The following is a 21,881-nucleotide window of genomic DNA, read 5'->3' on the forward strand; positions in this document are numbered from 1 at the left end:
GCGCTCCGGTCCTGCCGGACGAGACGAAAGGGACGAGACGAAAGGGGCGAGACGAAAGGGGCGAGACGAAAGGGGCGAGACGAAAGGGGCGCCTACCGCCCCTTTGCCAAGGTAGCCCCGGGTGGGGGGCCCGGCGACTCGGGTGTGCCCAGGTACCGGGCCGCCCAGGGTTCCCGGGCGACGACCGCGCCGGCGGTGACGCAGAGGGTCACCACCACGCACAGCGTGATGAGCCAGGACAGCAGGGTGAAGACGGCGCCCAGCGAGCCGTACTTGTTCAGGCTGTGATTGAGGGCCCGGGGCACGTACAGCGACGCGACGGAGGTGAGAACGCCCAACGAGACCCCGGTCAGCAGGGCACCCGGCAGCAGCGGCAGCCACGGCACGCGCGCGGTGAGCAGCAGGTGCTGGGTCCACCACCACATGGCGATCTCGGCGAGCATCAGCAGCGGCACGCCCAGCCACAGCCCGACGCCGAAGCCGTTCCGCAGCGGCCCCTGCAGGACGATCATGAGCAGCCAGGCCGCGAGCCAGGCGATCCAGCGCCACGCCACGACCCGCGCGCCCGCCTTGGGCAGGCTCCAGGCGCGCTCGCACAGCCGCTGCATGGCACGGCTGCACGCGGTCGCCGAGACGAGCACCATCAGCCCGCTGACGACACCGGTGGTCTGCCACACGTCGTCGGTGTTGTCGTCGGTCCGGAAGGCCTTGTGCAGTTCGGAGTCGGCGCTTCCGGACAGCCCGAACACGTGGTGCAGCGAGTCGACGAACTGGTCGCGCAGTGCCTGTGGGGCGATGGAGGCCACCACGAAGAGCAGGGGGACCGCGGTGAGGAACGTCTGGGCGGCCAGCCGGGTCGCCGAGTCCAGCACGTTCACCGAGATCAGGTGGGACATGAGATGCGTGATCAGCGGGAACCGGTCCTCGGCCCGGGTACGCAGTGCGAGCAGCCGGGACGTGACGGAGGCCGTCCGCCCCCGCCTCCGCTGCCGCCGCTCCATGCTGCCAGGGTGCCGCCGCAGCGACCGCCCGGCTCGCGGCGGGAGCGGGACGGGGGCCGTACGGGTGACGGCCGGGTCCTCGGCGGCCGCTCGTGAGCCTCCGGCGTCGGAAGGGCCCCGGGGCGGGCCACGGAGGATTTGTGGGGCTCCGGTGCTGCGGTGACGATGGGGCCATGAGCGAGAGCGGCCGCGTGCCGGGGCCCGCACGGCTCCCCGGGGGCCGCGATGGTGCTTGACCTGGTGCTCATCGGTCTGGCGATCGCCGTGTTCCCGCTGTCGGTGACCGCGTTCGTCCTGGTGCTGTCGGCGCGTGGCGGGGCCTGGAAGGGGCTGGCCTTCCTCTTCTCCTGGCTCGCCTGTTTCGTGGTCGTCCTGGCCGCGGTGCTGCTCACCACCGGCGGCGAACCCCCGCCGCCCAAGTCCTCGCCCTCCACCGCCGCGACCACCGCCAAGCTCGCCGTCGGCGTGGGCCTGATCTGGTACGCCTGGCACCGCCACCGGTCCCGGCACCGGCCACGCGATCGGACCCGGCACCGGCACGAGTCCTCCGGCGGGTCCGGGGGGTCCGGCGGGATGACGGCGCGGCTCGACCGGATCTCCGTCTGGACGGCGACAGGGCTGGCCCCGCTGCTGCAGCCGTGGGGGCTGGTGGCGGCCGGGGCGGCGACGGTGGTGAGTGCCGACCTCTCCCAGACCTCCTCCTTCGTGGTCCTGATCGTGTACTGCGTCCTCGCCACCAGCAGCCTGCTGGCGATGGAGGTCTACATGACGTTCTCCCCCGACACGGCCCGGGTGCGCCTCGGGAAGCTGCGCACCTGGCTGCAGACGCACCAGGAGCAGGCGCTCGTCGCCGTCGCGCTGGTGGCGGGGCTGTTCCTGGTGGGCAGGAGCATCTATCAGCTGACGTCCGGCTGATGTCCTGAACGGCGCGCGGAGCCGAACCGCTCACAGAACCGCCAGCGGATTGACCGGCGCCCCCGTCGCGGCCGGCAGCCGGATGGGGGCGAGCACGCACAGGAACGACCAGCGCCCCTCCCCCGCGCACACCGGCAGGACCTCCTCCAGCCGCAGGTAGTCCAGCAGATGCAGCCCCATCGCGTGCACGGCGAGGACATGGACCGGGAAGGCCACGCGGCGTGCCGCGCTGGGCGCGGTGTCGTTGTTGCCGTCGCTGCCGAGCACCGCCACCTGACGCTCGGCCAGGAACTCCAGCGCGGCCGGATGCAGCCCGGCCCGCGCACGGGCCACGTCCCACGGCCCGAGTTCCTCGCGGCGCCGCCGGTGCCCCACCCGGACGAGCAGGATGTCGCCGGGGCCGACCCGGACGCCCTGCCGGGCCTCGGCGGCGACGAGGTCCTCCGCGGTGACGCCGGTGCCGGGTTCGAGCCAGGGCACGCCGTGCAGCCCCGGTATGTCGAGCAGCACACCGCGGCCCACCACACCGTCGCGGACCAGGTCGAGGGAGAGGGTCCTCGCCCCCTGGGGCGTCAGGGCGTCGGCGGCCGGGACGCCCCCGTGCAGGGTGTCGTCGTAGATGACGTGGCACAGGGCGTCAAGGTGGGTGTCGACATCGCCGTGGACGTCCATGGCGAAGCGGTCCCGGGCGAAGTCCAGGCCGCCGCCGGGCTCCGGGACGCCGCCCGCCGGTGCGACGAGCCGGTGCTCGGCGGGCCGCGGGTCGTCGGGCGCGGGAAGGGTGTTCACCGGGGAGGCCAGCGAGACCGTACGGCCCGCGCGCACCTCGCGTACGGCGGCCAGCACCCGGTCGGCCGTGAGGGTGTCCAGCGCGCCCCGGGGCGACGCGGCGCCGGGTGCCGTGCTGAGCAGCCGCCGGTACAGCGCCCGGAAGCCGGACTCGCTGAGCTCCTGGGAGGTCCGCATGCTCCCACCATCCGGCAGCGCCCGGCCCCGCGCACCTAGGGGGTGTGGTGAAAGTCCAGTGCGGTGCCCGCGGTGTCCGGTGCGGCGAGGGTGCGTGCCGGGCGCCGCGGGTGCTGTGCGGGACTTTCACCACACCCCCTAGGGGCCGTCAGGCCGCCCCGGGTTTCTCCTCGGGTCCCGTGTCCAGGAACTCGCGGATGCCGAACGCGGCCAGCACGATCACGGCCGTCCAGAGCACGACCGCCATGGTCGGATAGCTCCAGGTGAACAGGACGATCGCGGCCACCAGCAGGATCGCCGCCCCGATCCACGTCTTGAAGCGGTGCACGAACCGGCCCACCGCACCGAGCCGCAGTCCCGCCGAGGCGGCCACGTCCCGCCCCGCACCGATGCCCTTGCTGCAGAAGTGACGGATGAACACGGCCGGCCGGGAGGGCCCGACGAGGAACGCGCCGAGGCCCGTGACCACGGCCAGTGCGCCGACCGCCCGCACGCTGGAGCGCAGGAACCGCACCAGCGTGTCGTAGATGGAGCCCGCGGCGGCCTCGTTGGTGCCCGCCGGCAGGTGGTCCAGGTACACCGCGCGGAAGACGGTGAGGGACACGCCGAGCAGCACCATGGCGAGGAACACCCCGATCGCGGCCCCGATCAGCGCCCGCCGGCGATGGGACGCCAGGAACACGCCGGCGGCGGCGATCAGCACCGCGATGATCGGCAGCCAGTTGCCGATGATCTCCAGCACCCGCATATACGACTTGATCTTGCCGACGTCCTTGCCCTGGACGATGACGAAGTCCGTGTGGACGTCCGGGATCTTCGAGGCCACCGTCAGCCCCGCGTCCACCAGCCGATCCTTCACCTGGGCCACGACGGGTCCGACGTCGATGGCGACCTGATCATCCTTCAGCTGCACGACGCTGTCGGAGCTGCCGGTCAGCGCCTTGTCCACGGCGGCGTGGGCCCGGCGGTTGGCGTTCTCCCAGGCCGTCTCGAAGGCGGGGCTGGAGACCACGCGCATCACGGTGCCGCTCACCAGCTCCTTCAGACCGCTGGTGATGGGCCCGTCCAGGTTGTCGACGAGGCCCGCGATCCTGGGCGGCACGCCCTGCTCCTTCGCCGCGTCGCTCAGCTGGGCGACCAGCGCGTCCACGTCGATCTGTTTGAGCACGGCATCGGTGACCCGGGTGGTCACGGCCTGCTGGACGTCGGGATCGGACGCCAGCGGGGCCACGGTGGCGACGTAGCGGTCCGTGTCCCGGACGATGCTGTTCGCCCAGACCGCGACCACCGCGAGCAGGGCCAGCAGGGACGCCAGGATGATCAGCAGGCACGAGCCGAGCGCCCTCAGCCGGTGATGCGGCTCGCGGTGGGCACTCTCCAACTCCCCCACCCGGCGCCGCAGTTCCTCCAGCTCACGGTCCTGCGACCGGTCCGGAGGGGGCGTGTCGCTGTCTGTCATGTCTTCGAGGAGATCCCGGTGCGGGCCGCCGGGCGAGCCGGGCGGGGCCGGTGGAGTGACCCGCGCACCGGGGTGCGGCGGCCCAAGTCCGGTGATGCAATGGCAGTCAGGGGGCCCACGAACACCAGGGGTGACGACCGTGAGCGAGCAAATCGACGACATGGGGCCCATCGACTACGTGGTCGTGGAGTTCCCCGGCAACCGCATGACGGGCGAGGCCTTCCCGCTGCTGGTCGATCTGGTGGATCGCGGCATCATCCGCATCCTGGACCTGATGTTCATCAGGAAGGAAGAGGACGGCTCGGTGACCGCCCTGGAGATCGCCGACCTCACCGGGGACGGACAGCTCGACTTCGCCGTCTTCGAAGGCGTCCACTCCGGTCTGCTGGGCCAGGACGACCTGGAGGAGGCCGCCGCTGCCGTCGAACCCGGCAACTCCGCCGGGCTGCTGATCTACGAGAACCTGTGGGCGGCGCCCTTCGCCACCGCCCTGCGGCACGGGGGCGCACAGCTGGTCGCCTCCGGTCGTCTGCCCGTACAGGCCGTCCTCGCCTCCCTCGAAGCGGCCGAGGCGGCTTCCTGAGGGTGCCGGCGACGGCGCCGGCCGGGATGCCGGCCGGCGGCTCAGCCGCCACCGCCGACGACGGAGTAGCTGAGCCACGGGTCCTGGCCGGGCGTGAACTCGACGGACATCTGCGTTCCGAGGTAGAAGCTCTCCCCGCCGGTCTGGCCGCTCTGGTCGTCGCCGGCCTTCGTCAGCACGCAGTCGGCGTTGGTGTAGAGCCGGATGTCGTCGACCGTGTAGTTGACCACGCTGTGGGCGCCGCCCGGCATGCGGTGGCAGTCCTCGTCGGACGGGCTCTGGATCTTCACCACGCGCTTGCCCGGGGTCGTGTACTCGATCGTGCCCAAGGCGTTGTGCTCCGTACAGCCCGCGGCGGCGAGCACGAGAACGACGGCTCCGGCCCGCCGGCCGGCGCGGCTACGACAGATCATGGCGACGAGTCCTCGTCTGTGCGGGAGGTCAGCGGGTCCTACGGGTCCTACGGGTCCTGCGGGTTCAGCGGGTTCAGCGGGTCCTGCGGGTTCAGCGGGTTCAGCGGGTCCTGCGGGTCCTGCGGGTTCAGCGGGTCCTGCGGTTTCGGCGGGAAGCCTGAGGCCTCTTCTGCACAGGGTGCCGCGACCGGCGGTCCGCGTCATCCGGGGCGGGCCCAGTCGGCTGAATCCCGGAAGGCGCACCCGCGGTGACGACCGACCAGGTGTTCACCGGCCTGGCCCTGATCGTCGTCCTGGCGGTGGGCTCGCAGGTGCCGGCGGGCGGCGCCCCCTGGGTGGTCGACCTGGGGCTGGCGCTGCGGTCGGCGGGGCTGGAGGTCGCGCTGTGGGCGGGCCGGGAGGAGGAGCGGGAGAGGATCACCGCCGCCGGCCTCGAACTGGCCCCGGGGGAGCTGTTCGCGGCGGCCACCGGGGCCGGTGCCGAGCTGGAAGGCCTCACGGGGTCCTGCTGCTGACGGAGGAGGACGACTTCAACGCCCTGGCCGCCACGAACCTGGCCGGCAGCGTCGAGGGCCCGGTCCACCGTCTGGGCCCGCCGGTCGACAGCGAGGGCGTCGTCGCCCCGCACTCGGGCGGCCAGGTGCTGTTCGGCACGGAACTGACCGGAGCCGAGCTGAAGCGCCGCTATGCCCGGGGCGCCCACGTCCGCACCCACCCCGTGACGGGCCCCCTCCCCCACGGCGTCGACCTGCTCTTCCTGGTCCGCCCCGACGGCCGCCTCCTCCCCGTGACCCGCACGGCAGGCCCGACGCCCCGGGTCGGGGACGTGGCGGTACTGCTCGCCTGACGCCCACGGGGAGAGCCCCACGACCACCTCACCGCACCGCTCCCCCACCGAACCCTGCCACCGCGGAACGCGCCAGCGCGAGCGTGGCCGGGAGGTCGCCCGTGGCGTCGAGGGTCGCGCCCGGCTCGTCCGGGTCCAGTGGCTCCAGGTCGTCGAACTGGGAGTCGACCAGCTCGGCCGGCATGAAGTGCCCGGTGCGTGCCGCGACGCGGCGCCGGGCGGTGTGCCGGTCCAGGACCAGGTGCAGACACCACACCCCGGGCGCGGCGGACCGCAACTCGTCGCGGTAGCGGCGCTTGAGCGCCGAGCAGGCCACGACCAGCCCCCGGCCCGCGTCGGCGGAGGCGCTGACGCGGTCGGCGAGGGCGCGCAGCCACGGCGCGCGGTCCGCGTCGTCCAGGGCGTGTCCGGCGCGCATCCTGGCGACATTGGCGGCGGGGTGGACCGCGTCGCCGTCCAGGAACGGCATGCCGAGCGCGTCGGCGAGCGCGGCGCCGACCGTGGACTTCCCGGAGCCCGTCACACCCAGCACGACGACGATCACGCGGGCCCCTCGGGTCCGCTCCCGGGCGCCGCCCGGCGCAGGTCCGCGTCGGTGAGGGGTCGCAGGGCGCCCTTGGTGTCGAGCCGGTAGAGCAGGACCAGGGCCGGTCCGACCAGCATCACCGCGATCAGCGTGACCCACGCGAGCCAGCGCAGCGTCGTCGAGGCGCCCGCCGCCTCGGCGACGGTCAGCGAGGTCGGGATGAGATACGGCCGCTGGGCGACGCCCCACGCGAAGACCACGAGGGCCACCGAGGCGGCCGCCGTGACCCGAGCCCATCCGGTGGCCACCCGGTACAGCAGTACCGCGGTGGCGAGCGCGCAGACGGCCGCCAGGATCACCAGCACCAGCCCGAGGCCGCTGGTGAGACCGTCGTACACGTACCGGGCGTCGGCGTGCGTCACGCCGAGGCCGACGCACGCCAGGACGGCGATGACGGCGAGGGCGGCCCAGGCGCGCAGCCGGAAGTAGCCGACGAGCGGGGTCTCGCCGAAGCGGCGGGCGTCGGCGGTGAGGGCGACCGCGCCGAGGAACGCGGTCGCCGCGACGGTGAGCAGGCCCGCGATCACGGACGTCTTGTTGGACCACGCGTCGGCCGACGCCGGTGTGCCGGGCGCCACCCGGCCGGTGACCAGGCCCCCGACGACCGCGCCGAAGAAGAACGGCGTCAGCAGCGAGGAGACCGCGAACGCGGCCCCGTAGACGCGGCGCCCCGCGAGCCGCCGGGTCGGTTTGCGCAGGGCGAAGCCCGCGCCGCGCAGGACCAGGCCCACCGCGGCGAGGGCCAGCGGGAGCCACATCGCCGAGAAGACCGTCTGGAACAGGACCGGGAAGCCCGTCCACATGACGACCAGGATGAAGACGAGCCAGACGTTGTTGGCCTCCCAGACCGGCGCCATCGCGTGGTCGACCAGCCGGCGGGGCCGTTCCCCGCGCTGGGCGCCCCCGGCCATGAGGTCCCAGAACCCGGCGCCGTAGTCGGTGCCCCCGGCGCAGGCGTAGGCGGCGACCAGGATCAGCAGCACCCAGGCGATCAGACTGGCGGCGCTCATGCGCGGTCCCCGTTCCCGGCCCCGGCCGACGCCCGCGGCCCGTAGGGGATCTCGCTCTCCGGCCCTTCGGGTACGACGTCCCCGGACGCGTCGGCCTCCCGCCACCGGGCGCTCATCTTCCGTACGACGGCGAGGAACGCGGCGAAGGCGCAGACGTACACGACGACCACGATCCCGAACATCGTCCACAGCCCGTAGGCCTGCGTGCCGGTGACCGCCTCCGACACCCGCATGTGCTGGTACACGATCCAGGGCTGGCGGCCCACCTCGGTGGTGACCCAGCCGCACTCGACGCACACCAGGCACGCCGCCCCGGCGACGGCCGCGCACCGGAAGAACCAGCGCGACCGGGGCAGGTCGCGGCGGCGCAGCCAACACCAGCCGTACCAGAGCGCGAGCAGGATCAGCAGGCTGCCGAGGGTCACCATGATGTCGAACGCCCAGTGGACGATGGTGGCCTGAGTGGTCGTCGGGCGGGTGTCGGCCGGGACCGCGGTGAGCCCCGGCACCTGAGTGGCCGGGCTGAAGCCGGCCAGGATCGAGTCCAGCTGGGGGATTCTGATGCCGCCGGAGATGCTCCCGTCGGGGTTCAGCCGGCCGAACAAGTACTCCGGGACATGGGTGTCGGTCTTCCAGACGATCTCCATGGCGGAGAACTTCACCGGCTGCTTGTGGAAGACGGCGCGGGCCAGCGAGTCCCCCAGCACGAACTGGACGGGGGTGAGGACGGCCGCGACCGTGAACGGCACGGTGAAGCCGAGCCGGTGGTAGCGGTCCCGGCGCCCCCGCAGCCAGCCGACGGCGTACACACCGGCCACGCAGTACGCGGCGGTCAGATAGGCGGCGCCCAGGAAGTGCCAGTACTCGGGGCCGAAGATCGGGGTGAAGATCGCCCGCCGTACGTCGACGCTCGCCGGGTTCCCAAAGGCGTCGAGGGTGAAGCCCTGGGGTGTGTTCATCCACGAGTTCGCCGCGATGATCCCGAACGCCCCGAGCAGCGAGGACGCGCACAGCGGGACGCCGACCCAGAAGTGCGGCCACGGGCGGAGCGTGCGCCAGCCGTAGAGGTAGATGGCGATGAGGATGGCCTCCAGGAAGAACGCCCAGCCCTCGATGCCGAAGGCGAGCCCGAAGACATCGCCCCAGCGCCCCATCATGCCGGGCCACAGCAGCCCGAACTCGAACGACAGGACGGTGCCGGTGACGATGCCGATGGCGAACTGCACGGCCATCACCGCCGACCAGCGGCGCGCGAGCCGCAGCGCCGCCTCGTCGCCCCTGCGCAGCCCGCGGTGGTGCATCAGGAGGGTGAGGGCGGGCAGGGCGACGCCGAAGGGCACGAGCAGGATGTGGGAGGCCAGGGTGAAGGCCATCAGTTCGCGGGCGGGCAGCAGCTGGGGCGGGGTGGCCGCCAGGACGCCGACGGCGTGAACGGCGTCGATGTCAGCCGCCCGTGGCGAAGCCGGGGAAGAGGGTCATGCCGCCGTCCACGTAGATCGTGGTGCCCACGACGTAGTCGAGCAGATCCGAGGCCAGGACGGCGACGGTGTTGGCGATGTCGTCGGGGTCACCGACCCGGCGGTAGGGGATGAGCCGCAGCAGGTCGGCCTCGGCCTCGGGGGTGTCCCAGGCGCTGCGGTTGATGGGGGTGCGGATGGCGCCCGGCGCCACGGCGTTGACCCGGATCCGGTGCGGGGCGAGTTCCTGCGAGAGCGTGGCCATCAGCATCAGCACCCCGCCCTTGGACGCCGCGTAGTTCACGTGTCCGGACCAGGGGATGAGCTGGTGCACCGAGCTCATGCAGATGATCTTCCCGGCGGAGCGCGACACCTCGGGGACGACGCCCCGGCGCAGGAACTCCTTGGTGGCCTCGCGCGCGCACAGGAACTGGCCGGTGAGATTGACGTCCAGCACCTTGTGCCACTGGGCCAGCGTCATGTCGGTGACGGGGGCGTCCCGCTGCAGGCCCGCGTTGGCGACCATCACGTCGATGGTCCCGAACTCCTTGACCATGCGGTCGACCATCGCGACGACCTGGTCCTCCTGTGAGACGTCCGCCTCGTGCGCGTAGGCGCGGACCCCGAACCCCTCGATCTCGCGGACGACTTCCTCGGCGGCGTCCCGGCCGGCCACGTAGTTCACCACGACATCGGCGCCGACCCTTCCGAGCGCGACGGCGGTCGCCCTGCCGATACCGGAATTGGCTCCCGTGACGAGAGCTTTCTGTCCCCGGAGAAGAGGAATGTCGATCTGCTGAATATCCACCCGCCCACGAAAACACCGCGGGGGCGCGACGGCCCGGCGGCGCAGGCCCCGGCGGCACGTGCGGGTGAAGGCCGGGGCCGAACGGCGCAATTACCGCGGACGGCTCAGGCTCGGGCCTCCCTGCTGGGCCCGACGCACAGCGCCCACATCACGAAGCCGTCGATGACGATCAGCATGATGGCCCAGAACGGGTACCAGGGCAGCCACGCGAAGTTGGCGATCATGGACAGCCCGGCCAGCGCGATGCCGACGACGCGTGCCCACATGGCCCCGCTGAACAGGGCGATGCCCGCGAGCGTGACCACGATGCCGAGCACGAGGTGCAGCCAGCCCCAGCCGGTGAGGCTCCACTGGAAAGTGAAATTCCTGGTCGTGACGAACACGTCGTCCTCGGCTATGGCGGCTATTCCCTCGAATATCGCCATGACACCGCCGAACACCATCATGATCGCGGCGAACAGTATCCAGCCGGATACGGCTACTCCCCCGCGTTCGGTGGTTCGTGTCATTCCCGTGCCGTGCGTGGCCATTTCGAACTCCTTCGACTGGGCGAACACACATTTCCAGCCTGCCACGAATAACCGCCCCCGGCAGATCAGCGAGAACCGTGATGCAATGGACGTACCGTCCCGCACGAGGGGAGATCGCCATGCCAGGTCTTCTTCGCGGAGTCGCCCGCACCGCGGTGGTCGCGGGGACGGCGACCGCGGTCTCCAACCGGGTGTCCCGCCGCCAGCAGGGCCGCTGGGCCGCCCAGGAGGCCGGCCAGGCTCCCCAGGCCTACCAGCAGCCGGCCTACCAGGAACCCCCGCCGGCCCCGTCCATGGCCGACGACACGAGCACCAAGATCGACCAGCTCAAGGAGCTGGGCGAGCTCAAGGCCCAAGGCGTCCTCACCGACGCCGAGTTCGAGGAGCAGAAGCGCAGGCTGCTCGCCTGAGGGCACCCCGTACGATCACCGGATGCCACCCCACCACGTCGTACTCCGAGCCGACGCGCAGCCCGGCACCCCCGCCCTCGTCCTCCGCCCCTGGCGGACGTCGGACGCGGGCGCGCTGGTCGAGGTGTTCCGGGATCCCGTGCTGCGCCGCTGGACCAGTCACCGGGTGAGCGACGAGGCCGACGGGGTGCGCTGGGTGGAGTCCCAGCAGGAGGGCTGGGCGTCCGGCCGCCGGTTCTGCTTCGCCGTCCTCGAGGAGCGCCCCGGTCCCGACGACGCCGGCCGCCTGGTGGGCCAGGTGGTCCTCAAGGAGGCCGCACCCGGCAGGCCGGGCGCGGAGGTCGGGTACTGGACCGCCGCGCACGCACGCGGAAGGGGCGTCGCACCGCGTGCCCTGCGGGCCCTCACGGCCTGGGCGTCCGACACCTTCGCGCCGACCGGCCTGACCCGCCTCGAACTCCTCCACCAGGTCGACAACGCGGCCTCGTGCCGCGTGGCCGAGAAGACCGGCTACGTCCTCGACGGCACCCTGCCCGCCGCGCCTCCCGCCTTCCCGCTCGACGGCCATCGTCATGTACATATCGTCACCGATCCGTCACAAGGCGTCATCCGGTAGAACTCCACGCCGCAGTCCGTCCGTCTGCGTCGGCGGGGCCGGTGAGGACCGGTCCCGGGAGAGCGAGTTCGGGGGACGGTATGCGGTACGGCATCGGCAGGACGGTGTTGGTGGTGGTCGCGGCCTCGGCCGCGCTGACGGTGACCGGGTGCGAGCCCGGCCTGGACGACGCGGGCGTGGACCCGGCCGGCCCGGCGCCGGCATCGGAAGGTGCGCCCACCTGCTCGGTCGAGGACCTGGAGGCCACCGCCCGGCAGGCCGCCGAGCGCCCGGCCGGGACCGGGACCGGCGCGGCGATCGTGGAGTTCGTCAACGTGTCCGGCGCGTCCTGCGTCCTCAAGGGCCACCCGACGGTCGCCGGCGCGGGCAACGGCTCCCCGGAGCGCAACCACCCGCTGAAGGTGACGCCCACCGGTACGGCGACACCGGTGACGGTGGCGCCGGACGGGAAGGCCTGGGTGAAGCTGACGTTCGTACAGGTCCAGGGAGAGGCCGACGGGTACTGCGCGTCGGGGGCGGATCCGGTGTCGTACCCGACGATCGTCGTCGGCCTGCCCGGGTCGGGCGCGCACCAAGTGGCCCTGGACGACGGAGTGTTCGCGGAGTGCGACGACACGGTGACCGTCACCCCCGTCTCCGCGGTCGAACCCGCCTGAACGGAGCTGCGGTTAGGGTGCCCTTATGGGGAGAGCCGCAGCTGAGCAGATGGGGGTCGTGCCCGCGCTCGTACGGTCGGCGTTCCTGGTGAACGCCGTCTACGCCGAGTCGAGCCGGGTGCACGGCATCACACCGCAGCAGGGCCAACTGCTGTGTGTGCTGAGGCCGCAGCCGTACGGCATGAGCGAGCTCGGCGAGCTGCTCGGGCTCGCCAAGTCGAGCCTGACGGGCCTGGTGGACCGTACCGTCCAGCGCGGACTGGTCCGGCGCGAGCCGGACCCGCGCGACGGTCGGGCCGTACGGGTCGGACTCACGGAGGAGGGTCACCGGCTCGCGCAGGAGTTCTACGACGACACGTGCGAGCGGATCGAGACGCTGCCCGCGGGGCTCACCCCGGCCGAGCGCGACCGCCTGACCGCGCTCCTCGCCCGTGTGGTCCTCGACAACAGGGTGCCGGAGGTGTTCACCGACCCGGAGGCCGGAGTCTGAACGCTCGGTCGGCGGGCTGCTCGAGCCCCTGCGGCGGAGCCGCACATGTCACAGCCCCGCGCTCCTTCGGCACGCGGCCCCGGCCCGCCCGGCCCGCCACCGCCAGGGCCACCGTCACCGCGATCGACGCCAGCGCCATCACCGTCATCGCGACGGCCGGAGAGGTGAGTTGGGCCACCCCACCCGCGGCCGCCGCGCCGACCCCCTGCATGGTGAGCATCCCGGAGGAGTGCAACCCCAGTGCGTGGCCGCTGAGTTCGGGTGGGGTGAGGGACATCAGGCGTTCCTGCTGGACCAGGCTCGCGCCGAAGCCGACGGAGGCGAGGGCCGCGCAGCCGGCGGCCGGCGGGAGGGCCGGGTGCAGGGCGAAGAGGACGTACGGGCCGGCCAGGAGCAACAGCAGCGGGGTCGCCGTCCGGGACCGTACGGCCGGCGGGAGCAGGCGGCCGACCGTCACGTCCCCCACCAGCATCCCCAGCGCCGCACAGGCGAACAGCAGGCCCGCCGCTTCGCGGGCGTACGGCACGAACAGGGCCTCGCAGCCGACGACCAGCCCGTTGGGCAGCCACAGGCCCAGGTAGGTGAGGCGGCGGGGGCGGGAGGACCACAGCACGGCGTTGGTGCGCCAGGTCGCCGCGACCGAGGGGCGGCCGGACGCGCGTGGCGGACGGGCCGACAGACCGAGCCGGGTGACGAGGGCGGCGGCCGCGTAGAGCAGGGCGGCCAGCAGGAGGATCGGCCGTGGGGAGAGGGCGGCCACGAGTGCGCCCCCGGTCGCGTAACCCGTGATCTGCGTCAGGCCGTTCATGATGTTGAACAGCGAACGCCCCGTCAGATAGCCCTCCTCCGGGAGGATCTCGTTCAGCAGACCCCACGCCACCCCTCCGCCGAGCGACGCGACCAGCCCTTGGAGGAGTACGACGGCGAGGACGCCGTACACCGGCAGGCCGGGGAGGGCCAGGAGGGCCGTGAGGGCGGCGAAGGCGAGCCGGATGCCGGTCAGCGCGGCTCTCGGCGGCAGCCGGTCGGCGCCCGAGAGGAGCAGGGTCGCGCCCAGCACCTGGGCGAGCGAGGGCCCGAACATGCTCACCGCCGACAGCAGCGGCGAGCCGGTGGCGTCGTACACGAGCATGCCCAGGGCGAGCCCGCCCACCGTGTGGGCGGCGCCGTGCGCGGCGCCTGAGACGAAGAGCGGGGTGAACTCGGGGGTGCGGAAGAGCTCTCGGTAACCGGACATGGACGGAGTCTCGGGCGGGCGCGGGGAGGGTGGTTATTGTTTCGCGGGTGCGCGAAACGTCGTACGCGAGCGGGGGGCCGTATGGGCTGGTGGCAGGTCGACGCGGACACCCTGGCCCGCAGCCGGTTCGTGCTCTCACCGCTCGCCGAGACCTTCGCGAGCCTGAGGCTGCTGCAGTGGGGCGTGGGGGCGCACCCCGGTGAGCAGGAGTGGCTGCGCGAGCAGCTGCCGGGCTACCGCGCCGGCCCGGCGGCCGATCCGGTGACCGCGCTGCTGATCCGCTCGGGGCTCGGGCGATGGGGGTCCCCCCGCGCGAGTGCATTCGAGCGTGGGGGATGGATCGCGGACTTCCTCACCCCGACACCGCGCGACGGCGAGAGCTTCGAGCAGGGCGTGGCCCGGGTGCGGGCGACGGATCCGGCGGCCGCCCGCGCGCATCTGCGGGTGTCCCTCGCCGGGCCGCTGCCCGCCGCCCTGGACCGCGACGACCTGCCCGAACGGGCTGCCGCACTGCTGACGTACGTGTGGGAGGCGACCGTACGGCCGTCCTGGGAGCGCCGCCGGCGCGTCCTGGAGGCCGATGTCGTCGCGCGGACCGCGCAGGCCGGCCGGGGCGGCTGGGCGGCGGTGCTGGACTCCCTGCGGCCGGGGACCCGGTGGCTCGGGGAGAACCGGTTCCAGGTCAACGCGCACGCATACCCGCCCCGTGAGATCTCCGGCGCCGAGCTGGTCTTCGTACCGGTGACGCCGAGCGCCGGTTGGGTGTCGTGGGAGGGGCGGGAGCGGTACGCCGTCGTCTACCCGTGCGCGGGCGCGCTGGCCGGGGACGACCGGGAGCGGGCCGTGCCGGCGGCCCTGGGCGCCCTGCTGGGTCCGGCGCGGGCGGCGGTCCTGGTGCTGCTCGGCCAGGGCCCGCTGAGCACGACCCAGCTGGTCGCCCTGACCGGGCAGGGGCTCGGCTCGGTGGGCCGGCATCTGCGGGTGCTGCTGGACGCGGGGCTGGTGGAGCGGCGCCGGGCCGGACGGTCGGTGCTGTACTGGCGGACGGGGGCGGGGGAGGTACTGGTGGGGGCACAGAAGGCTCGTCACCCGGCGGAGTTAGCATCCGAGGCATGACTACTGATGCCGTTTCCTCCCCCCTCGACGTCGAGATCGGTGCCCTCCAGGGCGGTTCCGCGCAGCTCTCGGAGTACTCGGGCCAGGTCGTCCTCATCGTGAACGTGGCCTCCAAGTGCGGTCTGACCCCGCAGTACACGGGTCTGGAGAAGCTCCAGGAGCGGTACGCCGCCCAGGGCTTCACCGTGCTCGGCGTGCCCTGCAACCAGTTCCTCGGGCAGGAGCCCGGCACCGCCGAGGAGATCGCGGAGTTCTGCTCGGCGACGTACGGCGTGACCTTCCCGCTGACGGAGAAGGCCGAGGTGAACGGCGACGCCCGGCACGCCCTGTACGAGCGCCTGGTCGGCTTCGCGGACGCGGAGGGCCACACGGGTGACATCCGCTGGAACTTCGAGAAGTTCCTCGTCGGCCGTGACGGCGCCGTCGTCGCCCGCTTCTCCCCGCAGACCGAGCCGGAGTCCGACGAGGTCGTCACCGCGATCGAGGCGCAGCTGGGCTGATCCGGACCGCTTGACCTTGCCCCTGGGGCAAGGCGGAGTCTCCTCGTCGCCGGGCGGAGCAGACCGCCCGGTGACGGAGGATGACCAGGTGAACGTACGCGACGACGACGAACTGCTGACCATCGGCGCGTTCGCCGCGCGGGCCCGCCTGACGGCCAAGGCGCTGCGCCTCTACGACCGGCTGGGCCTGCTGGCCCCGGCCCGGGTCGACGAGGTCAGCGGCTACCGCTACTACCGCGCGGGCCAGGTGGACCGGGCCCGGCTGGTGGCGCTGCTGCGGCAGCTCGACATGCCGCTGGCCCGGATCGCCGAGGTGGTCGAGACCGGTGGCGCCGAGGGCGCGGACCTGCTCGCCGCCCACTGGGCCGAGACCGAGGCCCGGTTCGCCGCCCGGCGCACGCTCGCCGAGTACCTCCGTGGACGACTCTCCGGGAGGAGTTCCGAGATGTACGAGAAGTTCGAGGTAACGACCGTCGACCTGCCCGAGCAGGTGATCATCACCGAGACCCGCCATGTGCTGGCGGACGAGCTGCCGTCCTGGATCCCCGCCTCCCTCGGCCGGCTGGAGGAGGCGGCGGTCGCGTGCGGGGGCACCACCGGTGCGCCGTTCGTCGCGTACCACGCCGAGGTCTCCATGGAGAGCGACGGCCCCGCGGAGTCCTGTGTGCCCGTCGCCGACGAGGCGGCGGCCCGGACCTGGGCGGCCGCACAGGGACGGACACGGCGGATCGAGGCGCGGGTGGAGCCGGCCCGGAAGCTCGCGTACACCCGGATCACCAAGGCACAGGTCGCGCATCCCCAGATCATCGCCGCGTTCGAGGCGGTGGAGGCATGGATGAAGCGGGAGGGCTGGGAGTACGACGGCCCGTGCCGCGAGATCTACTTCGCCGACTGGGACGCGGCGGGCCCCGAGGACCCGGTGTGCGACGTGGCGTTCCCGGTCAGGCGGGGGTAGGGCCCGGCGTCCGGATCAGGCCGAGCCCCCTCGGCAAGGACGGCGATCTTGTCGAGAGGGCTCTGTCGGTGGCTGTGCGATGGTCGAGGTGGAACGGGTGCGTTGCTGAGAACGTTCCTCGCCCTACTCCTTCACCGACGCCACGAAGGCGTTCCACGCGCCGGCGGGGAAGGCCAGCTTGGGGCCCTCGGGGATCTTGGTGTCCCCGAGCTCCAGCGTCTCTTCGAAGGTCGACCTGACCATCACACAGGCGCCGTTGCCGTTGGTGTAGGAGGACGTCGTCCACGTGTCCGTGGCGCCCAGACGAATTGCCATTGATTGCTCCGTTAGCCAGTTGGCGAGTCACGGTTTTGCGCCAACGTCGGTGATCGTTGGCGTGATCGACGCTACTCGCCAACCCTGCTAATCGGAGGAGTCATTCACTCGGTCGAATGGCATATTCCAGGTGAGTCTTCCAGTCGAGCGTGTCAGCGGTGTAGTATGCGCCGCCCCTCACGGAAGGGGGTCATCGCGCATACTCTTTCGCCAGGTCGTCGATGACTCGCCGCGAGTGCTCCACGTTCAGCGCCTGCGCCCGCAGGTGCTCGTACATCACCGAGTACTGCTGGACGTCGTACGCCTTCTCCAGGTAGAGGTCGCTCGTCACACCCTCGATGTACACCACGCTCGAGTCGGACGCGTCGGCGAACTCCAGGATCGTGTACTGGCCGTTGAGACCGGGGTGCGCACCGACCTCGAACGGCAGCACCTGCACCGTGACATGCGGCAGCCGCGACAGCTCGGCGAGGTGCTCGAGCTGTTCGCGCATCACCAGCCGGCTGCCCACCACCCGGCGCAGGGCCGCCTCGTCCAGCACGACCCACAGACGCAACGGACTGTCGTCGTTGGTGATTCGTTCCTGCCGCCGCAGGCGCACCTGCACCCGCTTGTCGACCTCGGCCTCCGGCCGCTCCGGCAGCGCTCCCCGGATGATGGCCTCGGCGTACGAGCGGGTCTGCAACAGGCCGGTGACCGTCTGGGGTTCGTACACCCGCAGCGACTCCGCGTCGGTCTCCAGGCCGATGTACACGCTGTAGGGAATGTCCCCGAAGGCATGCCACCAGCCCTGCTGGCGGGAGTCCTTCGCCATTTCCATCAGCGATTCGACCATGCGCTGGTCCTCGACCTCGTAGACTCCGCACAGGTCGCGCACATCGCGCTGGCTGATGCTGCGTCGGCCGTTCTCCAGCCGGCTGATCTTCGACTGGGACACGAGCAGCCGCTCGGCGACCTGTTCGGCGGTCATGCCCTTCTCTTCACGGAGCCGGCGCAGTTCCTGGCCCAACCGGCGTCGCCTGACCGTGGGATTGACATTGGACGTCACGGGACGCGCACCTCCGGCTGCATGCCTGTAATTGACACTTTGCGTATCTGCTGTTCAGCAGACTGCCACCAAGGTGCTTTGTACCGCTGGAAAACGGTGGATATGCGGCCGGTACACGCCAGTTCGGGTCACGACCCCTGCAACGCGCGGGCCGCGAGCCCGTCGCGGTGCCCGAGCCGGGGCGCCCCCGGACATGCGTCCGCGCGGGGCGGTGGCACCGTCTGTCCTACGGACGTACGGCGTCACCACCCCGCGCGGGCCGCGGCGGCTCCCGAACGGGTCATACGGGTCGAGCGAGTCGTGCTCGCGGGCGTGTCGTGGAACTGCGGCTCAGTGGGCCACGACACGCGCCATGGGGCCGCGGCGCGGCTGTGCCGGAACACCACGGGCCGGTTCCGGTACGGGCCTGCCACCCGGTCCTGTCTGCCGGCCGGCCGGAGCCGTCGGGCTGCGGCGCGGCTGGGCCGCCGCACCGTTCTGGACGTCCATCACCGCGTGCGCGACGAGACCGCCCATGGGGTCGTGCCTGATCAGGTCCCGCAGCCGGGAGCGGGACGAACGTCCCTCGTTCCCCGGGTACAGGTGCTTGCCGAGGCCGACCGCGTGCGCCAGTGCGGCGAGCGCCGCGGTCCGCGGGTCCGGCGGTACGCCGGTGCGGATCGCGGAGTCCAGCCGGGCCCTGATCTCCCGGCTGATCTCGGTGTCCGTCGCCTGGTAGCGAGTCGTCGGCAGCACTCCGCACATCTGGCCCGCCACGGCATGCACCATGCCGCACCGCTCCAGATGCGAGAGGTAGGTCTGGCGCAGCCCGAGACGCGGCCCGCCGATCCAGTGGACGGCACGTACAGGAGCGCCACGCCTTCGCAGCAACTCCAACGCGCAGTCCAGAGTCGGATCTCCAGTCGGCCGTGGGGACACCACGGCGATACGATCCCCGTCTGGGGCTATCCGTCCGGCCAGCGCCAGCTCCACTAGCTGTGCTCCGGCCAGACCAAGGTCGAGCGACTGCGGCTGTGCGGTGGTACCCGTGGTCGGGTCCAACGCCAGCAGAAGAAGCTCTTCCGGAATCGTTCTGCGGCTCCTGCCCATCCATGCCTCCCCGCGTGGATGAATGACAGGGTGACCCCTCTCACATTGGTCTGTCGAGGGTGCGTGACCTGTTTGTAGTGGAACCAGTAGGTATGTCGTTCTCGTCTACCGCAGGAGCCAAGCCCTCTACACAGGACACTGGTACATGGTTCGGACAGCGCCCCGAGGCGGGTCCAGGGCGGGCTTTTCACGGTTCGGCAGCACATGCAGCACAAGCGAGGAGGCATCGGTGGCGGGCGAGTCCCCCGACAGGTCGAAGCAGCGCGAGTCGTCGGCGGAAGCGACGTCGGGGAGCGCGGGAACGGTTCCCGAGGCGCGCGAACCCCGCGATCCGCGGATCGCGGTGGCGCGGGAACACGGGGCCTCGGCTTCGGAGTCCACCTCGCGGGGCGGCGTGGACACGGCGACGCGGGTGTTCTCCGTACGGGAACTGGAGATCGAGGACCCGCGGGACGCGAGCGAGGAGGCCGACGGGGCCGCGGGGACCGGCAGTCCGGACGGGGCCGAGGGCGGGAGGGGCACCGAGGAGAGCCCTGAGGGCCCCTCTGAGGACTCCGGGGGCCCCGAGGGCTCCGAGACCGACCCGGACGCCTCCAACGCCCCTGAGGGCCCCGAGGGTGCCTCTGAGGACTCCGACGCCTCCGAGGACTCCGGGGGCCCCGAGGACACCCTGGACGCGTCGGAGGGCTCCGAGGACGACTCCGAGGACGACTCCGACGCGCGTCCGTCGGCCTCCGCGCACGGCGAGTCGGCGGCCGACGAGGACGAAGAGGGCGCCACGGACTCCGCGCCGGAGACCTCCGGGGCGGACTCCGGGACCGAGGACGAGGACGACTCGGCGGAGGAGCGGGCCCAGGACACGGCCGAGGCCGAGCACTTGGCGCCGAGCACCGAGCCGGAGGCCGAACCGGAGGCCGAGGCCGAACCGGAGGCCGACGACGAGCCGGAGGCCGAGGACAAGCCGGAGGCCGAGGACAAGCCTGCGTCCGACGACGCGCCTTCCTCCAAGCCCGCCTCCAAGCCCGCCCCCAAGTGGGCGGCCCGTGCCGACGAGTACGGCGAGGGCGACAAGCAGGAGAAGGAAGACAACGAGGGCAAGGAAGACAAGAGGGAGGAGAAGGAGGAGGACGACTCCCCCGTCGACCAGCCCACCGCCGTCTTCAAGGCTCCCCGCCCCAAGCCCACCGTCGACCAGCCGACCACCATGCTGAAGCTGGGCGGCGCCACCAGGCCCAAGCCGGCCGGCGGCGAGCAGACCGACGGCAAGCAGACCGACGGCAAGCAGGCCGAGGCCGACAAGGCGGCCGACGCCAAGTCGGCCCCGGGCAAGGCGAGCACGGACAAGGCGAGCACCGACTCACCGAGCACGGACAAGCCCGCCGCGGACGAGCCCAAGGCCGCGCCGCCCGTGGAGCGGACCAGCAAGTTCGTCGCGCTCAAGCCGCTCGACGAGCCCCGGCCGCCGAAGACGCCCGGCGACATCACCGCCGTCACCGCCCTCGTGCCCCAGGTGGGCCCCGAGCGGACGACGCAGCAGCCACTGCCGCCGAAGCCGCCGCTGGACCTGCTGGCGGAGCTGACGAACACCCCGCCGCCCCCGCCGACCCCGATGCGCACCCTCGGCCGGCGCCTCAAGATCTGGACCCCGCTGGTCATCCTGCTGGTGATCGTGTTTGCAGTCGTGCAGGCCGTTCGCCCGGTGCCGGCGACCGCGCTGGAGCTGACCGCGAAGGACTCGTACACCTTCGAGGGCGGCAAGCTCTCCCTGCCCTGGTCGGACGAGGGCCAGGGCTGGATGGACGTCGACGGCGTCGGCACGATGGACAGCTTCGGCAAGCAGACGCCCGTCGCCATCGGCTCGGTGGCCAAGACGATGACCGCGTACGTCGTCCTCCAGGACCACCCGCTCAAGACGGGCGCCGACGGTCCGAGCATCACCGTCGACGCCACCGCCGAGAAGGAGGGCGGCTACAACCAGGACGGTGAGTCCACCCTCGACACCGTCAAGGCCGGCGACAAGCTGACGCTGCAGCAGGCCCTCTCGGCGATCATGATCCCGTCGGCGAACAACATCGCCCGGCTGCTGGCCCGCTGGGACGCGGGCACCGAGGCGGCGTTCGTCGAGAAGATGAACGCGGCCGCCAAGGAGCTCGGGATGACGAACACGACGTACACCGACCCCTCCGGGCTGAAGGAGACCACCGTCTCCACGGCCGAGGACCAGGTGAAGCTGGGCAACGCGGTCGTGAAGATCCCGGCCCTCGTCACGATCACCAGCGCGGCCAGCTGGACGGATCCCTCCGGGCGCTACTACTCGAACTACAACGAGCTGCCCTACCTCATGGGCGCGATCGGCATCAAGACCGGCTCCACCACCAAGGCCGGCGGCAACCTCCTCTTCGCCTCCCGCAAGAAGGTCGGCGGCGAGACGGTCACCGTCGTCGGGGCGGTCCTCGGACAGCACAAGCAGGGCATCCTCGCGACGGCCAACAAGGTCAGCAGGGCGGCGCTGACCGCCGCTCAGGACGCGCTGACCTCGGCACAGATCCTGAAGAAGGGCGATGTCGTCGGGTACGTGGACGACCAGCTCGGCGGCCACACCCCGGTCGTCGTCACGAAGGACGTCACGGCGGTCGGCTGGGCCGGGCTGACGGTGAAGCTGAAGTTCGCGGCCGACGAGGTTCCGCACACGGCGAAGGCCGGCACCCAGGTGGGCACGCTCACCGTCGGGGACGGCACCAGCGGTGCGGTGAAGGTCCCGGTCGCCCTGCAGAGCGACCTGGTCGAGCCGGGCTTCTCGGACAAGCTGACGCGGCTGGGCTGACCCGTCGGCCCCGTCCGTACCTCTCACCACCCCGTCGGGCAGCCGCCCGG

The 21,881-nt window shown here is 72.1% G+C and carries 25 protein-coding genes; 12 read left to right on the top strand and 13 right to left on the bottom strand.

The window, feature by feature from the left end; all coding sequences use genetic code 11:
- Window positions 1-92 precede the first annotated feature (92 nt).
- Window positions 93-1,001 carry a YhjD/YihY/BrkB family envelope integrity protein gene (locus ACIRF9_RS15845; RefSeq protein ID WP_403821365.1) on the bottom strand — a complete coding sequence of 303 codons (909 nt, stop codon included), beginning with the start codon at window positions 999-1,001 and terminating at the stop codon, window positions 93-95.
- A 225-nt stretch (window positions 1,002-1,226) separates the two neighbouring features.
- On the opposite strand from ACIRF9_RS15845, the gene ACIRF9_RS15850 reads away from it, so the two are divergent.
- Entirely contained in the window at window positions 1,227-1,916 is a 690-nt protein-coding gene (locus ACIRF9_RS15850) for a GAP family protein (RefSeq protein ID WP_403821368.1), read from the top strand.
- Window positions 1,917-1,946: 30 nt separating this feature from the next.
- Here ACIRF9_RS15850 and ACIRF9_RS15855 read toward each other — a convergent pair whose 3' ends face one another.
- Window positions 1,947-2,882: a cyclase family protein gene (locus tag ACIRF9_RS15855; protein WP_403821371.1), complete on the bottom strand. Its 936-nt coding sequence runs from the start codon at window positions 2,880-2,882 to the stop codon at window positions 1,947-1,949.
- Window positions 2,883-3,030: 148 nt separating this feature from the next.
- The gene (locus tag ACIRF9_RS15860; protein WP_403821373.1) at window positions 3,031-4,341 is read right to left on the bottom strand and encodes a hypothetical protein; all 1,311 of its coding nucleotides are present in this window, start codon (window positions 4,339-4,341) and stop codon (window positions 3,031-3,033) included.
- Between the two features lie 160 nt (window positions 4,342-4,501).
- Here ACIRF9_RS15860 and ACIRF9_RS15865 point away from each other — a divergent pair, with 160 nt between their 5' ends.
- Complete coding sequence (locus ACIRF9_RS15865) at window positions 4,502-4,924, top strand: DUF6325 family protein (RefSeq protein ID WP_403822412.1); 423 nt, start codon at window positions 4,502-4,504, stop codon at window positions 4,922-4,924.
- Between the two features lie 41 nt (window positions 4,925-4,965).
- Here the strand turns inward: ACIRF9_RS15865 and ACIRF9_RS15870 are convergent, their stop codons facing one another.
- On the bottom strand, window positions 4,966-5,337 hold the full coding sequence (locus ACIRF9_RS15870; RefSeq protein ID WP_403821375.1) for a hypothetical protein: 372 nt from the start codon (window positions 5,335-5,337) through the stop codon (window positions 4,966-4,968).
- Between the two features lie 248 nt (window positions 5,338-5,585).
- Between ACIRF9_RS15870 and ACIRF9_RS15875 the strand changes: the two genes are divergently transcribed.
- Together ACIRF9_RS15875 and ACIRF9_RS15880 are read left to right on the top strand one after the other, a co-directional pair.
- Window positions 5,586-5,852 carry a hypothetical protein gene (locus ACIRF9_RS15875; RefSeq protein WP_403821378.1) on the top strand — a complete coding sequence of 89 codons (267 nt, stop codon included), beginning with the start codon at window positions 5,586-5,588 and terminating at the stop codon, window positions 5,850-5,852.
- A 125-nt stretch (window positions 5,853-5,977) separates the two neighbouring features.
- Window positions 5,978-6,184 (top strand): hypothetical protein, encoded by a 207-nt coding sequence (locus ACIRF9_RS15880; RefSeq protein ID WP_403821381.1) that lies wholly within the window; start codon window positions 5,978-5,980, stop codon window positions 6,182-6,184.
- Between the two features lie 28 nt (window positions 6,185-6,212).
- Here ACIRF9_RS15880 and ACIRF9_RS15885 read toward each other — a convergent pair whose 3' ends face one another.
- The 5 genes from ACIRF9_RS15885 to ACIRF9_RS15905 form a co-directional block, all read right to left on the bottom strand.
- Complete coding sequence (locus ACIRF9_RS15885; protein WP_403821384.1) at window positions 6,213-6,728, bottom strand: gluconokinase; 516 nt, start codon at window positions 6,726-6,728, stop codon at window positions 6,213-6,215.
- A complete protein-coding gene (locus tag ACIRF9_RS15890) occupies window positions 6,725-7,780 on the bottom strand; it encodes a cytochrome d ubiquinol oxidase subunit II (protein WP_403821387.1) in 1,056 nt (351 codons plus the stop codon). Before ACIRF9_RS15890 ends, ACIRF9_RS15885 begins: the two co-directional genes overlap by 4 nt.
- Window positions 7,777-9,153 carry a cytochrome ubiquinol oxidase subunit I gene (locus ACIRF9_RS15895; protein WP_403821390.1) on the bottom strand — a complete coding sequence of 459 codons (1,377 nt, stop codon included), beginning with the start codon at window positions 9,151-9,153 and terminating at the stop codon, window positions 7,777-7,779. Before ACIRF9_RS15895 ends, ACIRF9_RS15890 begins: the two co-directional genes overlap by 4 nt.
- 70 nt (window positions 9,154-9,223) lie before the next feature.
- On the bottom strand, window positions 9,224-10,045 hold the full coding sequence (locus tag ACIRF9_RS15900) for an SDR family oxidoreductase (RefSeq protein WP_403821393.1): 822 nt from the start codon (window positions 10,043-10,045) through the stop codon (window positions 9,224-9,226).
- A gap of 104 nt (window positions 10,046-10,149) precedes the next feature.
- Window positions 10,150-10,575 carry a hypothetical protein gene (locus tag ACIRF9_RS15905; RefSeq protein WP_403821396.1) on the bottom strand — a complete coding sequence of 142 codons (426 nt, stop codon included), beginning with the start codon at window positions 10,573-10,575 and terminating at the stop codon, window positions 10,150-10,152.
- A gap of 119 nt (window positions 10,576-10,694) precedes the next feature.
- Between ACIRF9_RS15905 and ACIRF9_RS15910 the strand changes: the two genes are divergently transcribed.
- The 4 genes from ACIRF9_RS15910 (at window position 10,695) to ACIRF9_RS15925 (ending at window position 12,747) form a co-directional block, all read left to right on the top strand.
- The gene (locus ACIRF9_RS15910) at window positions 10,695-10,985 is read left to right on the top strand and encodes an SHOCT domain-containing protein (protein WP_403821399.1); all 291 of its coding nucleotides are present in this window, start codon (window positions 10,695-10,697) and stop codon (window positions 10,983-10,985) included.
- A 22-nt stretch (window positions 10,986-11,007) separates the two neighbouring features.
- Complete coding sequence (locus ACIRF9_RS15915; protein WP_403821402.1) at window positions 11,008-11,601, top strand: GNAT family N-acetyltransferase; 594 nt, start codon at window positions 11,008-11,010, stop codon at window positions 11,599-11,601.
- 80 nt (window positions 11,602-11,681) lie between these two features.
- Entirely contained in the window at window positions 11,682-12,257 is a 576-nt protein-coding gene (locus ACIRF9_RS15920; RefSeq protein WP_403821405.1) for a DUF4232 domain-containing protein, read from the top strand.
- Between the two features lie 49 nt (window positions 12,258-12,306).
- Window positions 12,307-12,747, top strand: coding sequence for a MarR family winged helix-turn-helix transcriptional regulator (locus ACIRF9_RS15925; RefSeq protein ID WP_403822415.1), 441 nt, complete (start codon window positions 12,307-12,309; stop codon window positions 12,745-12,747).
- Here the strand turns inward: ACIRF9_RS15925 and ACIRF9_RS15930 are convergent.
- The gene (locus ACIRF9_RS15930) at window positions 12,722-13,984 is read right to left on the bottom strand and encodes an MFS transporter (RefSeq protein WP_403821408.1); all 1,263 of its coding nucleotides are present in this window, start codon (window positions 13,982-13,984) and stop codon (window positions 12,722-12,724) included. The genes ACIRF9_RS15925 and ACIRF9_RS15930 overlap by 26 nt on opposite strands.
- A gap of 81 nt (window positions 13,985-14,065) precedes the next feature.
- On the opposite strand from ACIRF9_RS15930, the gene ACIRF9_RS15935 reads away from it, so the two are divergent.
- The 3 genes from ACIRF9_RS15935 (at window position 14,066) to ACIRF9_RS15945 (ending at window position 16,555) form a co-directional block, all read left to right on the top strand.
- Window positions 14,066-15,100 carry an ArsR/SmtB family transcription factor gene (locus ACIRF9_RS15935; protein WP_403821410.1) on the top strand — a complete coding sequence of 345 codons (1,035 nt, stop codon included), beginning with the start codon at window positions 14,066-14,068 and terminating at the stop codon, window positions 15,098-15,100.
- Window positions 15,097-15,600: a glutathione peroxidase gene (locus ACIRF9_RS15940; RefSeq protein ID WP_403821413.1), complete on the top strand. Its 504-nt coding sequence runs from the start codon at window positions 15,097-15,099 to the stop codon at window positions 15,598-15,600. The genes ACIRF9_RS15935 and ACIRF9_RS15940 overlap by 4 nt, the downstream gene beginning before the upstream one ends.
- A gap of 70 nt (window positions 15,601-15,670) precedes the next feature.
- Window positions 15,671-16,555, top strand: a complete 885-nt coding sequence (locus ACIRF9_RS15945) for a MerR family transcriptional regulator (RefSeq protein ID WP_403821416.1) — start codon at window positions 15,671-15,673, stop codon at window positions 16,553-16,555.
- A 123-nt stretch (window positions 16,556-16,678) separates the two neighbouring features.
- Here ACIRF9_RS15945 and ACIRF9_RS15950 read toward each other — a convergent pair whose 3' ends face one another.
- From ACIRF9_RS15950 to ACIRF9_RS15960, 3 genes are all read right to left on the bottom strand, one after another.
- Window positions 16,679-16,870, bottom strand: a complete 192-nt coding sequence (locus ACIRF9_RS15950; protein ID WP_403821419.1) for a DUF397 domain-containing protein — start codon at window positions 16,868-16,870, stop codon at window positions 16,679-16,681.
- A gap of 190 nt (window positions 16,871-17,060) precedes the next feature.
- Entirely contained in the window at window positions 17,061-17,918 is an 858-nt protein-coding gene (locus ACIRF9_RS15955; RefSeq protein ID WP_403821422.1) for a helix-turn-helix domain-containing protein, read from the bottom strand.
- Window positions 17,919-18,248: 330 nt separating this feature from the next.
- Window positions 18,249-19,007 carry a GPP34 family phosphoprotein gene (locus ACIRF9_RS15960; protein WP_403821425.1) on the bottom strand — a complete coding sequence of 253 codons (759 nt, stop codon included), beginning with the start codon at window positions 19,005-19,007 and terminating at the stop codon, window positions 18,249-18,251.
- 229 nt (window positions 19,008-19,236) lie between these two features.
- Here ACIRF9_RS15960 and ACIRF9_RS15965 point away from each other — a divergent pair, with 229 nt between their 5' ends.
- Window positions 19,237-21,831, top strand: coding sequence for a D-alanyl-D-alanine carboxypeptidase (locus tag ACIRF9_RS15965; protein ID WP_403821428.1), 2,595 nt, complete (start codon window positions 19,237-19,239; stop codon window positions 21,829-21,831).
- Window positions 21,832-21,881: the final 50 nt, after the last annotated feature.

Origin of the sequence: Streptomyces sp. NPDC096132, assembly GCF_044763345.1 — a bacterium.
Lineage (GTDB): Bacteria > Actinomycetota > Actinomycetes > Streptomycetales > Streptomycetaceae > Streptomyces.

Coding starts and splice junctions, on each gene's coding strand:
- ACIRF9_RS15925 (WP_403822415.1), top strand. CDS start 12,307: ATGGGGGTCGTGCCCGCGCTCGTACGGTCGGCGTTCCTGGTGAACGCC.
- ACIRF9_RS15890 (WP_403821387.1), bottom strand. CDS start 7,780: ATGAGCGCCGCCAGTCTGATCGCCTGGGTGCTGCTGATCCTGGTCGCC.
- ACIRF9_RS15940 (WP_403821413.1), top strand. CDS start 15,097: ATGACTACTGATGCCGTTTCCTCCCCCCTCGACGTCGAGATCGGTGCC.
- ACIRF9_RS15865 (WP_403822412.1), top strand. CDS start 4,502: ATGGGGCCCATCGACTACGTGGTCGTGGAGTTCCCCGGCAACCGCATG.
- ACIRF9_RS15910 (WP_403821399.1), top strand. CDS start 10,695: ATGCCAGGTCTTCTTCGCGGAGTCGCCCGCACCGCGGTGGTCGCGGGG.
- ACIRF9_RS15860 (WP_403821373.1), bottom strand. CDS start 4,341: ATGACAGACAGCGACACGCCCCCTCCGGACCGGTCGCAGGACCGTGAG.
- ACIRF9_RS15905 (WP_403821396.1), bottom strand. CDS start 10,575: ATGGCCACGCACGGCACGGGAATGACACGAACCACCGAACGCGGGGGA.
- ACIRF9_RS15845 (WP_403821365.1), bottom strand. CDS start 1,001: ATGGAGCGGCGGCAGCGGAGGCGGGGGCGGACGGCCTCCGTCACGTCC.
- ACIRF9_RS15950 (WP_403821419.1), bottom strand. CDS start 16,870: ATGGCAATTCGTCTGGGCGCCACGGACACGTGGACGACGTCCTCCTAC.
- ACIRF9_RS15895 (WP_403821390.1), bottom strand. CDS start 9,153: ATGGCCTTCACCCTGGCCTCCCACATCCTGCTCGTGCCCTTCGGCGTC.
- ACIRF9_RS15850 (WP_403821368.1), top strand. CDS start 1,227: ATGGTGCTTGACCTGGTGCTCATCGGTCTGGCGATCGCCGTGTTCCCG.
- ACIRF9_RS15960 (WP_403821425.1), bottom strand. CDS start 19,007: ATGGGCAGGAGCCGCAGAACGATTCCGGAAGAGCTTCTTCTGCTGGCG.
- ACIRF9_RS15920 (WP_403821405.1), top strand. CDS start 11,682: ATGCGGTACGGCATCGGCAGGACGGTGTTGGTGGTGGTCGCGGCCTCG.
- ACIRF9_RS15870 (WP_403821375.1), bottom strand. CDS start 5,337: ATGATCTGTCGTAGCCGCGCCGGCCGGCGGGCCGGAGCCGTCGTTCTC.
- ACIRF9_RS15935 (WP_403821410.1), top strand. CDS start 14,066: ATGGGCTGGTGGCAGGTCGACGCGGACACCCTGGCCCGCAGCCGGTTC.
- ACIRF9_RS15930 (WP_403821408.1), bottom strand. CDS start 13,984: ATGTCCGGTTACCGAGAGCTCTTCCGCACCCCCGAGTTCACCCCGCTC.
- ACIRF9_RS15855 (WP_403821371.1), bottom strand. CDS start 2,882: ATGCGGACCTCCCAGGAGCTCAGCGAGTCCGGCTTCCGGGCGCTGTAC.
- ACIRF9_RS15915 (WP_403821402.1), top strand. CDS start 11,008: ATGCCACCCCACCACGTCGTACTCCGAGCCGACGCGCAGCCCGGCACC.